The following is a 13,958-nucleotide window of genomic DNA, read 5'->3' as shown; positions in this document are numbered from 1 at the left end:
TTTCAAAAAAACTTTATATATAGTTAACATCCGTGCTATCCCTAATTGTGCTAAAAGGTAAGCATATAATTAACAACTAGTTAAATTAGGGACAGTTATGACTCATAAAACACTTATTGCCCTTGCCGTAACAACGGCTCTGGTTTCTGCCTCTGCAGCAGCCAACTCTGTAGCTGGTGCTGAAGACTCAATTCTCGTCATGTTTAAACCCGGTGTATCAAAACAAGAACGACAACAACTGATCACGCAACAAGGCGCCAGCCTGCGCCAGTTAGATGCGCAGGGCCGCGATATGAAAATGCGTTATGTCGCCGATGGCCGTATCGTTAAAGTTAATGTTCCTAAAGGCGTAAACCGCGATCATTTAATTAAAAAACTGGCCGCGAATCCGGCGGTTGAAGTGGCAGAACCGGATTACCCGGTAAAAGCGCTGGCAACGCCCGACGATCCGCGTTTTGGCGAATTGTGGGGCCTGCATAACACCGGACAAAGCGGCGGTACCGCAGGCGCAGATATCAAAGCAGTAGAAGCCTGGGACATTTCTACCGGCAGCCAGGATATTATCATCGGGGTAATTGACAGCGGTATGGACTACAACCACCCTGACCTGATTGATAACCGCTGGGTTAATCCGGGTAGCTTACCCGGCAGTACCTACGGTTACTCTACGTTGAACGCTGAGCAAGACCCGATGGACAGCGACAGCCACGGTACCCATGTAGCCGGTACTATCGGCGCTTCAGGCAATAACGCCACCGGTGTTGTCGGTGTTAACTGGAACGTTACTCTGCTGCCGTGTCAATTTCTCGGCCCTACCGGCGGCAGTACTGCGGGCGCTATAGAATGTATTAACTATTTTACTGATTTAAAACTGAACCACGGTGTAGATATCAAAGCAACCAACAACTCCTGGGGCGGCGGAGGTTTCTCTGAAACCCTGCGTGCTGCTATTCAGTCCGGCGGCGATGCCGGTATTCTGTTTATTGCCGCAGCAGGCAATGACGGCGTAGATGCTGACAGCACTCCTATGTATCCGGCCGCCTATGATTTGGATGTTATCGTGTCAGTAGCTTCAACTGACCGCAATGATAACCTGTCAATTTTTACCAATGGTGCATCCAACTACGGTTTAACATCTGTTGATTTGGGCGCGCCGGGGTCAGCGATTTTATCCACGATACCCGGTGGCGGCTATGCCAGTTATTCCGGCACGTCTATGGCATCACCTCATGTAGCCGGTGCTGCAGCGCTTTTGTGGTCAGTCAATCCGGATATTACGCCACTTGAAATGAAAGCCATCTTAATGGACTCCGGCGACAGCTTGCCGGCATTAGAAGGCAAAACCGTGTCCGGCAAACGCGTTAACCTGGTGAATGCCATGGTAGAAGCTGATCCAACGCCGTCGTTTAAACTTACCCTCGCGCCACGCACGCAACAGATCACTGCCGGCGATGCGGCACAATATACGTTGGATATCGGCAATATTGCCGATTGGATGGGTGATGTCGCGCTAAGCGTTGATGTACAGCCGGCACTGGAAGGCGTCAGCTTATCCGCCACTACTGCACAACCGGGCCAAACATTGACACTGGATGTAGTTACATCGGCTGAAACAGCCTGGGGCAGTTATCAATTCACCGTCACCGGTACCGATAGCACCAGCGGCGAACTGGTTAAGTCCGTTAATGCCAGCCTGAGCGTTCTGCCGCAAGGGCTGCAGGATTACCCTTACAGCAACGCGACTCCGGTTGAGCTTCCGGATAACAATGCCGATGGTATTGAAAGTGTTATTACCGTGCCGCAATCAGGCAATGTATTTGGTACTGATGTTGGTGTAAATATCACTCACACCTGGCGTGGTGATTTACTGGTTAAGCTGCGCTCGCCAGAGGGCACAGAGCATACTCTGCACAACCGCACCGGCGGCAGCGCGGATGATCTGGTGCAAAACTGGCAGCTGGACAGCTTTAACGGCGAGAGCATGCAAGGTGACTGGACCTTAGTAGTATCTGATAATGCCTCGCTGGATACCGGCACACTGAACAGCTGGAACCTGACGTTGACTGCGTTATCGGATGATGGCACACCACCGGGCCCGGTGGCGCCGGTAGCAGCTTTCAGCTTTGCTACCTCCGGCTTAAGCGTTAACTTCAGTGATATGTCAACCGATGCTGACGACGATATCAGCAGTTGGAGCTGGGATTTTGGCGACGGTAATGTCTCCGCTGACGCTAACCCGACACACAGTTATGCTGCTGCCGGTAGTTACAATGTCAGCTTAACCACCACCGATGCCACCGGGCTTAGCGATACTGCAGAGCAAACCGTTACCGTAACCGACAGCAATATTGACCTTAGCGTACTGCGCTCTGTGCGCACCCGCACCGGCTCAACTATTGTTGACCTGCGCTGGAACGGTGCTGACGCCATGGTAGATTTATATCGCGATGGTCAGTTAGTGGATACGCTGGATAACAACGGTCGCTACCGTGATCGGTTTAACTCACAAGCCGTATCGGTAACTTACAAGCTGTGTCTGACCGCAACAGACGCCTGCTCTGCTGATGTGGTGGTAAATTTCTAACCTCTGCCCGGCTCAATGTTAAGGCGGCTTAGGCCGCCTTTTTTTATATTTGCAGTTGTCCACGTGGGCGTTACTATAGCCGGTAATAGCGACAGACAATTGTCGTAGCACTATTACAGCACTATGCTGATTTTGCAGTAAGGAGTTCAGGTGTTAACACAGTTGCACAAGGTGGAACAAAGCTTAAATCAGGTGATCCTCGGTAAGCAGCAACAGATCCGTCTGGCGCTGTGCTGTTTGTTGGCTGAAGGCCACCTGCTGTTAGAAGATTTACCCGGTATGGGCAAAACCACGCTGGCGCATGCGCTGGCCAACAGCCTCGGGCTAAGCTACCGCCGTGTGCAATTCACCAGTGACTTGCTGCCGGGAGACTTGGTTGGCTTAAATATTTATGATGCCCGGTCACAGCAATTTCGTTTTCAGGCCGGCCCGGTATTCAGCCAAGTGTTGCTGGCTGATGAGATAAACCGAGCCAGTCCGAAAACGCAAAGCGCCCTGCTTGAAGCCATGGAGGAAAAGCAGGTGTCTGTTGATGGCGAAACCCGCGCCCTGCCCACGCCATTTTTTGTTATCGCTACACAAAACCCGTTATTTCATGCCGGCACCTCTGCCCTGCCGGAGTCACAACTGGACCGCTTTATGTTCAGGCTGTCGTTAGGTTTTCCTGATCACCAGGCTGAGCATCAGTTACTGCAACGCGACAGCAGCCGCTCAAGGCTGGATCTGCTTAGCGAACAACTGAACACAGATCAACTACGCGCCTTGCAACAACAAGTGCCAAAGGTTAACGCATCAGATGCGTTAATTGATTATCTGCTGGCACTGATTAACAGCAGCCGCCACCGCAGTGATATGCTGCCGTTGTCGCCCAGAGCGTCAAAAGCCACCTTAAGAGCAGCAAAAGCCTTTGCCTTTATCAATGGCCGTGATTATGTCAGTGCCGCTGATGTGCAGCAGGTATTTCCCTATGTCGCAGAGCACCGGCTGGATCCATCCTCTGCCGCTCAGGAAAGCCGGCTTAGCCAGTTGTTATTGCAACAAACACCATGCCCGCTATAACACTGAAACAGCGGTTGTATCAGCACTATCTGACGTTTATCCGCCGTTATCTGGATAAACGCCAACCGCCGGCCGACAACGTTACCCTGGTGCAAAAGCTGATTTTTATCCTGCCAACCCGTTACGGCTGGTGGTTTGTATTGCTGCTCGGCCTGTTATATTTGCTCGGTACCAACTATCAGAATAATTTGATTCTGCTGCTGTGTTATCTGCTGCTAAGCCTGTTTTTACTCAGCATAGTGCTGGTGTATCAAAATATGAGCGGTTTAACAATGCAATGCCGCACAGCGGCAGCCGGTTTTGCCGGCGAAACATTACAAGTGACGTTGCAGTTAAGTTCGGCTAAGCCGCAGTTGATGCTGAGTTTCAGTTTTATGCAACAGCAACACACTGAGTTGATGCCGTTACCCGCTACATCGCTTACGCTGCCACTGCCCGCTGAGCGACGCGGCAAATACAGCTTGCCACGTATTAAAATCAGCAGCCAATATCCGTTCGGCCTTTGGCGGGCATGGAGTTACGTCGCGCTGGCGCAAGACTACTGGGTATACCCGCATGCGGAGAAAATGCTGCAGCAAGCCGACGATAACAGCACAGAAAATTCAGGTGCACAGGCCAAAGCACACAGCGGCGATCTGTTAGCACCGTATCGCAGCGGCGATAGCTTACGCCATATGGTATGGAAGCGTCTGGCGCGGGACCCGATGAACCCGGTGGTGCGCCAGCAGCAGTTTACGCCGCAAGCTGAGCCATGCTGGGTGGTGGTGCCACCTGCAACCGGAGAAGCCCTGGAGCGCAGACTAAGCCATGCAGCATGGCAGTTATTAGCCCTGGAGCAATCTGCACAACGTTATGGTTTAAAGCTGCCCGGGCTGACATTAGCGCAATCAAGCGGCGCGGCGCATCTGCAGCGCTGCCTACAGGAGCTGGCACTGTGTTAAGGCAAAAAAGTCTGCTATTAATTTGGGCCGGTCTGCAATTGAGCCTGTTGTTACTGTTACAGCAAGCTTTCGCCTGGTGGATCATCAGCCTGTTTGCCGTGCTGCTGTTTTACCGCGTGTTTGCGCTACTGCGTAACAACGCTGCAATTAGTCTGAAATGGGTAAATCTGCTGGCAGGTATTATTGCAGTTGCTTTGTTGCTAAACCTGCGTCAGGCCGGTGTGCTGCATTTTATGCTGCAAATACTGCTGTTGGCAGCAGTCGCGCGGCTACTGGCACTGCAACATTTGTATGAAGCCCGGCAATTGGTATGGGTACATTACTTCTTAATTGGTTGCTGTTTTATTTTGCATCAGGATATGGCCATCGCCATGCTGGTGCTGGCGGTATTTTTGCTTAATTTGTACAGCCACTATCGCCTGTTTGCGCCCTCTGGTGCAAGGCTCAACTGGCCGCAAACCGGCCGTAGTGTGTTGATTATCCTGCCGCTGTGGCTGGGCATGTTTTTACTTTTCCCCCGATTACCGGCGTTTTGGCAAATACCTCAGGCCAATGTGGCGGCCACCGGACTGGGCGACAGTATTGATCCCGGCAGCATTGAGAAACTGGTACAGGATGACAGCCTGGCATTCCGGGTAGAGTTTGATGGCGCTTTACCGCCACGTCAGCAACTGTATTGGCGGGCACGGCTATATGAAGATTTTGACGGCCGCAGCTGGCATATCAGCCCTTTGCGCCGCACGGCAGCGCGCTACAATGCCGCGCCAACCGGCAATGACGCAGCAGCGGCACAGCTTAGTTACAGTGTCATCGCCGAGGCCAGCCGGCAAACCGGTCTGTTCGCTTTAGCTACGCCAAACAGTGTCAGCGGCAACTTGCAATTAAACAGCAGCGGCCTGGTCAGCGCCAATAAACCACTAAGCCAACGCCTGAGTTATCAGGTAAAGGGTACAGCCAGCCCTGTTTTACTGCTGTCAGCACAAGAGCAGCAGCTTAATCTGGCAACCGGTAGCGGTAATCCGGCAACAAAACAATTTGCCGCAGAGTTATTGCAGCAGTATCCGCAGCCGGCGCAACTGGTCGCGGCCATCGCAGAGCACTTTGGCAATCAAGCGTTTTATTACAGCCTTACGCCGCCGTTATTAGCCGGCGCCAACAGCATTGACCAGTTTTTATTCAGCAGTCGCAGCGGCTTTTGCAGCCATTACGCCTCTGCTACTGCCGTTATACTCCGCGCTGCCGGCATTGCAGCCAGAGTTGTCGGCGGTTATCAGGGCGGACAATGGCATCCGCAGCAAAACTATCTGGCCGTAAGGCAGCGTGAAGCTCATGCCTGGGTAGAGTATCTGGATAACGGCGTGTGGCAACCGTTCGACCCCACTGCCGCTGTTGCACCCGAGCGTGTTTTAAATAACCTGGATGATATCTTGCCGCAGGAGCAGCGTAACCTGCTGAATTCCGGTTGGCGTCAGCTGGCGTTTTTGCAGGCTGCCAGACAACAGTTAATGCATCTGGATTATTATTGGTCGGTATGGGTATTGGGTTTTGATGATAACAGCCAGCGTAACTTGTGGCGCCAACTTATACAGCAGCTGCCGGCTATTGCCGCTAGCATAGCCGGTATATTGCTATTGTTGCTGCTGATTGGCGGCGGCTATTTGCTTAAACGCCGCGCACCGGCAGCAGTACCGCCGGCGACAATGCTGCTACAACGTGCTCTGCATCCGGTTTTGCAGCTTAAACCGCCCTCGCAACCGCTGTCAGTTTACCTGCAGCAATTGGCCATCAGCCAACCGCAACACCGCGAGTGGTTGCAACAGTTAAGTGATGTATATGAGCAGGCTGTTTATGCTGACAAACCACAGGCGCTTATGCAGTTAGCTGCACTGCTTAAACGCCGGCGGCTACAAATAAAACAATTACGGAGCAGTGTTAAGAATACGTAGGGCGGTTTGCAGATGTTCAGCGCAGTGAATACCTAAATCGGTCAGGTAACCGCCATCGGCCTGCGATACCAGACCTTTATCATGCAGCCGTTTTATTGCCTGCTGTGTTTCCGGATCGGCGGATTGATGGATCTTGATCCCCTCCATGGCGCTGTCGAGATTAAACAGGGTTAACACGCGAATTTCAGCATTAAGTTGCGACGATATTGGCATAGGTGAGTTCCTGCTCTGTTGTTTTACTCACCATAGCTGGCCTTCGCCTAAAAGCAAAGTGCTGAAGTGAAATAGCGCGCTAAAAAAAGCCCGGTGAAGTACCGGGCTGCGATGCTGCTGTCTGCTTAAGGCAGGATATCTGTTGCCAGCGGTGCGGTTAATGGCTGTGCATTTAACGGCGTTACCGGCTGACTTTGCAGTTTTTGCTGCAGATAAGCAATGGCCTGCTCTAATTGCGCATCTTTACCGTTAAAGCGGGCATACGGCAAATTATCGACTTCCTGATCCGGGCTTACGCCATAGCCTTCAATAATCCAGCGCCCATCCATGGCAAACTGCGCCGTTTCCGCCACCCGTGCCATGCCGTTATCAGCCATCCGGTTGCGGCCGGATAACCAAACTCCGGCACCGGCCGTACGCTTACCGATCAGCGGCCCCAGCCCCAACGCTTTAACTCCCGCCGAGAACGTTTCACCATCTGAGTAGGTTAGTTGATCTGTCAGCACCACTAAGTGGCCGCGAAACGTTTGCTGCATATTGGTATAAGCTGCCCCCTGTGTCGGTTGCCAGAACGCCCAGGCCCGACGCAGCAGTTTCTCTATGATCCAGCTGTCAATATTACCGCCACGGTTACGCCGCACATCAATAATTAAACCGGCTTTATCGTAGTGGGCATAAAACTCGCGGGCAAAGTTGGCAATATCATTCGGTCCCATCGCATACAGATGTAAATAGCCCAATTGATTATTACCGGCTGCAGCAACGCTTTGCTGATTAGCGGCCACCCAATCCTGATAGCGCAGCATGCTGTCATGGCCGGCACTTACCGGCTCTGCCACAGTTTGCCATTGTTGTTTACCGCGTTTTAAGCTAAGCAATACCTGCTTACCGGCTTGATTACGCAGCAAGCCGGTTAGTGTCGCTACATCAGTTACTGTGCTGCCATTTATTGCCGTAATAATATCGCCCTCTTTGACATTAACACCGGGTTTGGCCAATGGCGCAGCCTGCGCCGGCAGTTCGCTGTCGGTACGGTAAATATGGCTGATGCTGAGCCCGTCTTTACTTTGGCTGAATTCTGCCCCCAAACTGGCGGCTTTAGCCGCAGCGGCGTCGTTGCGATACTCGCCACCACGCACCTGAGAGTGCAATGCATTAAGCTCGCCCATCATTTGGGCAAAAATATCATCCAGTTCGTAGCGGTCGGTTACCCGAGCTAATAGCGGCTGATACTTTGCTTTACTGGCTTGCCAGTCCAGGCCACGCATACCTTTATCAAACAAGAAATCGCGATGCATGCGCCAGCCATCAGCAAACATTTGCTGCCATTCTTCTGTTGGTTTAATGCTTAACTGCCAACCGGCAATGTTTACGCGGCTTTTATTAAGCTCAGCCGGCGCCTTAGCTGCCGCTTCTACGACATACATATCACCGGCACCCTGCTCGCTGTGCTTACGCATAAACAGTTTTTTGCCATTCACCGCTAACTGAAAATCGCTGATATCCACGGCAAATACCTGTGCTTTAGCCTCTGTTTGGCTGAACTCAATTTGCTTTAATACCGGCTTAGCATCGGGCTTAGTGTCACGATCTAACAGATACAGCCGCTTATCATTTACCGCCAGTTGGCTGTAGTTACCGGCCGCTACCGGCACCTGCCACAAACGCGCACTCAACCCCACCCAGTCAACCAAAGCGCCTTTTTTTGCGCTGCGGCTGTCTTTAGCTGCTTTATCATCACAGTTGTCAATCTCCTGCTGTGGCCGGAACGGAAAACAAGCTTGTTGTTTTAAACTAACGGCAAACAGCTGGCTACGCCGGTCAAACATCGGCCCCAGGTTTCTATCGCCCCAGGGATGGCCGGGCGTCGCGTTGAACAGACGGTTAGAGATAAAATACAACCACAAACCGTCTGCGCTGAATGCCGCTGAAAAGGCATCATACTTTTCGGAGGTAATCACCGCGCTTTGCTGCTCAGCCAGACTGTATAACACCACCTGAGACCGGCTTTGGCGGGACGGATTCAAGGTAAACGCCAACAGTTTGCTATCGGCCGACCAGCGAATATCATCATAGCCAGCCAAGCCGATGCCGCCGCTGTATATTTTACTGTTACGGCCGCTGCTTAGCTGCAGCAGCCACAGATCGCCGTTTTTATCATCATGTGCCAGATATTCGCCATCAGGCGATAACGTCAGCTGCCAGCGATGGCCGCTGCCATCTTTGGTTAATTGTTGCTTGTTATCTGAACCATCGGCGGCAAAACGCCAGATTTCATTTTCACCACTGTGATCATTAATGGCGTACACCCATTTGCCGTCTTTTGACAACACCGCCTGGCGCGAACGGCTGCCTGCTGGTGTACTGATTTGTACCAACCGCTGCTTACCGGGCGTGGCTACTGCCAGCTGGCTGCGCGCTGTTACCAGTACTTTATCGCTGTCATCCGCTTGTGCCTGATAATACGTCGAATTAAAGTACTGCAGCGGCTTGCTGATAAGGCGTTCGCGCTGTTGCACTAAATCAGACTGTATTTCAACGGGCAACAACGTACTTTGGCCATCGGCTAACTGCAGCAGCTGTAAATCGGCGCCCAGCTGATACAGCACCCGGCCATTTGATACGCTGATACGGCCAATACGCCAATCCTGATGAAAACTATGTTGTTTAAAGTCGCGGCCCGTTGCGGCAACCGACCAAATATTGCTGTTGCCATCGGCATCACTGACAAAATACACGCGGCCCTGATAAAACACCGGCTGACTGATACTGCCTTTATGGCCTGAACTTAACAGCACGGCTTCATCTTTGCTGCCCAGGGTCCAACGCCATAACTCGCCCATGGCGCCACCGCGATACACTTTAGTGTTGTCGCCCGTCAGCTGCAGCCCGAAGCGGCTGAAAAAAACTGTACCGCCCTGCTCATCTATCGTTCCGGCAGAGGCATCGGCCAGCGGCAACGTTTGCGTTTGCAGTGTTTGCGGGTCCACCGTTTTTAACAACCAGTAATTAGCCGGTCCTGCCGCGCTGTCGGTACTATACAAAATACGGCCATCGGCCAGCCACTGCTGAATACGCACCCGGCTGTTGTCATAGCTGATGCGTTTAGCAACACCACCGGCTAACGGCATAACATAAATCTCTGCAGCGCCGTCGTAATTGGCAACAAAGGCTAGTTGGCTGCCATCGGGCGATAACAGTGGCTGGGTTTCTTCTGCCGGATGGGTGGTAATGCGGCGGGCTTGTGCATTGCTCAGTGTGCTCTGCCATAAATCGCCTTCTGCAGTAAAGATCAGCTGATCCTGCTGCAATACCGGCGAACGGTAATAGCCCTGTACCGCCAACAGCGGTAATGAAAATAAGCCCAGCAAGGCTGAGCTTAATAAAGTGTGACGTAATTTCATTGTGGCCCCGTAGCTAATTGGTGTTGTTATGTTGCTGTTGTGCTTCAACTTAGCAGAAGCAGAAACGGCCAACAAACAAAAACGACCAAATAACGTCAAGGCATGATTAGCCGGAAAGCTACGACAAAACATCCTCTAATGCTTTGATACACAGCGCAATATTCTCACGTCTGGCGCCATAACCCATCAGGCCGATGCGCCAGGCTTTACCGGCTAAATCGCCAAGGCCGGCGCCTATTTCCAGATTATATTGCTCCAGCAACTGTTTACGCACAGCAGCATCATCCACGCCTTGCGGAATATATACGCTGTTAAGTTGCGGCAGGCGGTACGGCTCTGCTACCACAAACTTAAGCCCCAGCCCGGTTAAACCTTGCTTAAGCAACACATGCATATCGGCATGGCGCTGCCAGCTTTGCTCCAGCCCTTCGCTGGCCAGCAAACGCAGTGATTCATGCAGAGCATACAACGCATTAACCGGTGCCGTATGGTGGTAACTGCGCTTGGCACCGCCGCTCCAGTAACTCATTACCAGGCTTTGATCTAAAAACCAGCTTTGTACCGGCCTGGTGCGCGCTTTAATGCGCTCAACCGCCTTGGCTGAAAACGACACCGGCGATAAACCCGGCACACAGGATAAACATTTCTGACTGCCGAAATAAATCGCATCTATGCCCCACTCATCTACCCGCAGCTCAACACCGCCTAATGAGGTTACTGCATCAACAATAGATAAGCAGTCATATTGCTGTGCCAGCGCACACAGGGTTTTCGCATCGGATAACGCCCCGGTAGAGGTTTCAGCATGCACAAAGGCCAGATATTTCGCCTGCGGGTTAGCTTTTAGTGCGGCTTCCACAGCAGCCGGATCTACCGGCTCACCCCAGCCATTGTCTACCGTAATGGCCCTGGCACCGCAGCGTTCAACATTTTGCCGCATGCGCTCACCAAATACGCCGTTACGGCACACTATTACCGTATCGCCGGGCTCGAGTAAATTAACAAAGCAGGTTTCCATGCCGGCACTACCGGGTGCTGATACCGCCAGCGTCATTTCATTGCGGGTTTGAAAGGCATACTGCAGCAGCTGCTTTAATTCATCCATCATGCCGATAAACAGCGGATCTAAATGGCCGACTGTCGGCCTGGCCTGCGCTGCCAGCACCTGTGGATGCACATCAGAAGGCCCCGGGCCCATTAACGTGCGCCGTGGTGGCATAAAGGCCGCTATTTTCGGTGGTGCTATCAAAGCTTGTTGCATACTCACTCCGTACAATAATTTTTGCTTACCATAGCAAAACCCCGGCCGGATACCAGTAATGTTCGGCTATTGCCGCCATTCAAGGGATTAATAGCCCGCCGGATCAGCAGCTGAAAGGATTAATAGTGCCACCACCGCGCCGGCCTGGGGTATAATGCGCGTTTTTGCGCTTAAGCGCCGTTTCAGGAACCTTGCTATGAGTACCTTACCCGCCTGCCCTAAATGCCAGTCTGCTTACACCTATGAAGATGGCGCCCTGTTAATTTGTCCGGAGTGCGGCCATGAATGGTCGGCAACCGCCGCTGATACCGCAGACAGCAAGCAAGTGCGCGACAGCGCCGGCAATGTGCTGCAAGATGGCGATACCGTCACGGTAATTAAAGATTTAAAAGTAAAAGGCTCATCTTCAGTAGTAAAAATCGGCACTAAGGTAAAAAACATCCGTTTGGTGGATGGCGATCATGATATCGATTGTAAAATCGATGGCTTTGGCGCCATGAGCTTAAAGTCGGAGTTTGTGCGTAAAGTGCAGGACTAAGTTGTCGTACACAACAAAACGGGGCCTTAAGCCCCGTTTTGTTTATATCAACCCGATTTAAAAACGTCCGCGCAATGCCGCAATACGTTTTTCCAACGGCGGGTGGCTTAAAAACAGCTCAGATTTCGCCGCACCACCGGCAATACCAAACGCCATCATACTGCCTTCCAAGCGGCTTTCATGGTTATGCTTTAAGCGTTCTAATGCGGCGATCATTTTATTCGGCCCGCCTTCAAGCTTAGCGGCACCGGCATCGGCACGGTATTCGCGCTGACGCGAGAACCACATCACGATAATACTGGCCAGCACACCAAATACCATTTCCAACACGATAACAGTGGCAAAATAGGCAAGCCCACCGCCCTGATTATTATTGCCGTTGTTGTTCAACATACCGGCCACCAGCCGCGCCAGGAAAATAACAAAGGTGTTAACCACGCCCTGGATCAGCGTCAGCGTCACCATATCACCGTTGGCAATGTGTGACACTTCGTGCGCCAACACCGCTTCAACTTCATCTTCGCGCATATTGCGCAGCAACCCCGTGCTCACCGCAACTAAGGCATCATTACGGTTCATACCGGTTGCAAAGGCATTCATTTCCGGCGAGTCGTACACCGCCACTTCCGGCATGCCGATGCCAGCGGCTTTGGCCTGACGCGCTACGGTGGTCATTAACCACTGCTCGGTAGCATTGCGTGGCTGTTCAATTACCACAGCGCCGGTAGAGCGTTTGGCCATCCATTTTGACATAGCCAGGGAGATAAAAGATCCGCCAAAACCAAACACGGCAGCAAATACCAATAAACCACCGATACTACTGCGATCGACACCAAGGAAACTGAATACGATGTTAAGCACTATGCTCAGCACCAGAATAACCGCCAGGTTGGTGGCTAAAAATAAAACGATACGCTTCATACTGCTTTCCTCAATTGGTTTGCTGCTTTGTACTATATGGGCTTAGAGGCTATTTTCAATTTAATGGCGGCAGATTATTTGTAAGAAAAGGTGTCTACCGTAGGGCTTTTGGCTACAATGGCTGCAACATGAAGGAGTTAGCCATGCAATTATTACTACTGAGCAGTTCACGCGCTAATAACAGCGCTTATCTGGCCCCTTATATGGCGTGGATCACGCAGCATTTGCAAGGCGTTAATGAGCTACTGTTTATTCCCTACGCCGGCATCAGCATTAACTATGACGACTATCTGGCCACAGTGCAGCAGGCACTGGCCCCTTTGGGCATAAAAGTGCGCAGCCTGCATCAATTTAACGATGCACGCCAGGCTGTAGCACAGGCGCAGGCCATTGCTGTCGGCGGCGGCAATACCTTTCATCTACTTTATCAGTTATATCAACAGGATATCGTTCAGCTTATCAGAAAACGCGTAACCGAAGGCGTGCCTTATATTGGCTGGAGTGCCGGCTCAAACATTGCCGGGGCGACCATTCGCACCACTAACGATATGCCGATTATTGAACCGGCGTCATTTAATGCGCTAAACCTGCTGCCACTGCAGTTAAACCCGCATTACACCGACTATAAACCGGAGGGCTTTCACGGTGAAACCCGCGATATGCGTTTAGCTGAATTTATGCAGCTGCATCCTGCCACGCCGATTATTGCTCTGCCGGAAGGTACGGCACTAAAACGCAGCGGCGACAGCCTGACCTTGCTGGGGGCAGACGGCGGTTATCTGTTTCTCGGCGGTAATAAAACGCCACTGGCAGAAAATAGCGATTTAGCTGATATGTTGGAGTAACGCCGCAGTATTGAACACGGACAACCGGTTTGCCCACACCAACACGCCGTAAATACGTCCTTGTAGGCTCGATTCAGGCATCCATGCCTTCAACGGTTGGTTTAGGGCAAACCTAATGTCCTTAGTTAACTGTCACCAGCGCCGGTTACAACACCCGATAAGCTCGCCACAGCAACTATACCGGGCAATCCTGCCCGGTACCTTCGGCCAGCTAACGCTGTTCAAATTCGCTCCCGGCGAATTTGT

General features: G+C 52.0%; 10 protein-coding genes. 6 read left to right on the top strand and 4 right to left on the bottom strand.

The window, feature by feature from the left end:
* Positions 1-97: 97 nt before the first annotated feature.
* The 4 genes from HRH59_RS08225 to HRH59_RS08210 all read left to right on the top strand — a co-directional run bounded on the left by HRH59_RS08225 (position 98) and on the right by HRH59_RS08210 (position 6,530).
* The gene (locus HRH59_RS08225) at positions 98-2,584 is read left to right on the top strand and encodes a S8 family serine peptidase (RefSeq protein WP_173500799.1); all 2,487 of its coding nucleotides are present in this window, start codon (positions 98-100) and stop codon (positions 2,582-2,584) included.
* A gap of 150 nt (positions 2,585-2,734) precedes the next feature.
* Positions 2,735-3,643 (top strand): AAA family ATPase, encoded by a 909-nt coding sequence (locus HRH59_RS08220; RefSeq protein ID WP_173500798.1) that lies wholly within the window; start codon positions 2,735-2,737, stop codon positions 3,641-3,643.
* On the top strand, positions 3,631-4,584 hold the full coding sequence (locus tag HRH59_RS08215) for a DUF58 domain-containing protein (protein WP_173500797.1): 954 nt from the start codon (positions 3,631-3,633) through the stop codon (positions 4,582-4,584). Before HRH59_RS08220 ends, HRH59_RS08215 begins: the two co-directional genes overlap by 13 nt.
* Positions 4,578-6,530 carry a transglutaminase family protein gene (locus HRH59_RS08210; protein ID WP_173500796.1) on the top strand — a complete coding sequence of 651 codons (1,953 nt, stop codon included), beginning with the start codon at positions 4,578-4,580 and terminating at the stop codon, positions 6,528-6,530. The genes HRH59_RS08215 and HRH59_RS08210 overlap by 7 nt, the downstream gene beginning before the upstream one ends.
* On the opposite strand, the gene HRH59_RS08205 is transcribed toward HRH59_RS08210, so the two are convergent.
* The 3 genes from HRH59_RS08205 to HRH59_RS08195 form a co-directional block, all read right to left on the bottom strand.
* On the bottom strand, positions 6,504-6,743 hold the full coding sequence (locus HRH59_RS08205; protein WP_173500795.1) for a TIGR02647 family protein: 240 nt from the start codon (positions 6,741-6,743) through the stop codon (positions 6,504-6,506). The two genes, HRH59_RS08210 and HRH59_RS08205, sit on opposite strands and share 27 nt — an antisense overlap.
* Positions 6,744-6,868: 125 nt before the next feature.
* Positions 6,869-10,147 carry a S41 family peptidase gene (locus HRH59_RS08200; protein ID WP_173500794.1) on the bottom strand — a complete coding sequence of 1,093 codons (3,279 nt, stop codon included), beginning with the start codon at positions 10,145-10,147 and terminating at the stop codon, positions 6,869-6,871.
* Positions 10,148-10,265: 118 nt separating this feature from the next.
* Positions 10,266-11,408: a pyridoxal-phosphate-dependent aminotransferase family protein gene (locus HRH59_RS08195; RefSeq protein ID WP_231702432.1), complete on the bottom strand. Its 1,143-nt coding sequence runs from the start codon at positions 11,406-11,408 to the stop codon at positions 10,266-10,268.
* 196 nt (positions 11,409-11,604) lie between these two features.
* Here HRH59_RS08195 and HRH59_RS08190 point away from each other — a divergent pair, with 196 nt between their 5' ends.
* The gene (locus tag HRH59_RS08190) at positions 11,605-11,946 is read left to right on the top strand and encodes a zinc ribbon domain-containing protein YjdM (RefSeq protein WP_173500793.1); all 342 of its coding nucleotides are present in this window, start codon (positions 11,605-11,607) and stop codon (positions 11,944-11,946) included.
* A gap of 57 nt (positions 11,947-12,003) precedes the next feature.
* Here the strand turns inward: HRH59_RS08190 and htpX are convergent, their stop codons facing one another.
* Positions 12,004-12,867: a protease HtpX gene (gene htpX, locus HRH59_RS08185; protein ID WP_173500792.1), complete on the bottom strand. Its 864-nt coding sequence runs from the start codon at positions 12,865-12,867 to the stop codon at positions 12,004-12,006.
* 143 nt (positions 12,868-13,010) lie between these two features.
* Between htpX and pepE the strand changes: the two genes are divergently transcribed.
* On the top strand, positions 13,011-13,712 hold the full coding sequence (pepE, locus tag HRH59_RS08180) for a dipeptidase PepE (RefSeq protein ID WP_173500791.1): 702 nt from the start codon (positions 13,011-13,013) through the stop codon (positions 13,710-13,712).
* Positions 13,713-13,958: the final 246 nt, after the last annotated feature.

The organism is Rheinheimera lutimaris (assembly GCF_013283795.1).
GTDB lineage: Bacteria > Pseudomonadota > Gammaproteobacteria > Enterobacterales > Alteromonadaceae > Alishewanella > Alishewanella lutimaris.
This window is presented reverse-complemented; position numbering and strand designations above follow the sequence as displayed.

Coding starts and splice junctions, on each gene's coding strand:
- pepE (WP_173500791.1), top strand. CDS start 13,011: ATGCAATTATTACTACTGAGCAGTTCACGCGCTAATAACAGCGCTTAT.
- HRH59_RS08215 (WP_173500797.1), top strand. CDS start 3,631: ATGCCCGCTATAACACTGAAACAGCGGTTGTATCAGCACTATCTGACG.
- htpX (WP_173500792.1), bottom strand. CDS start 12,867: ATGAAGCGTATCGTTTTATTTTTAGCCACCAACCTGGCGGTTATTCTG.
- HRH59_RS08225 (WP_173500799.1), top strand. CDS start 98: ATGACTCATAAAACACTTATTGCCCTTGCCGTAACAACGGCTCTGGTT.
- HRH59_RS08205 (WP_173500795.1), bottom strand. CDS start 6,743: ATGCCAATATCGTCGCAACTTAATGCTGAAATTCGCGTGTTAACCCTG.
- HRH59_RS08195 (WP_231702432.1), bottom strand. CDS start 11,408: ATGCAACAAGCTTTGATAGCACCACCGAAAATAGCGGCCTTTATGCCA.
- HRH59_RS08200 (WP_173500794.1), bottom strand. CDS start 10,147: ATGAAATTACGTCACACTTTATTAAGCTCAGCCTTGCTGGGCTTATTT.
- HRH59_RS08190 (WP_173500793.1), top strand. CDS start 11,605: ATGAGTACCTTACCCGCCTGCCCTAAATGCCAGTCTGCTTACACCTAT.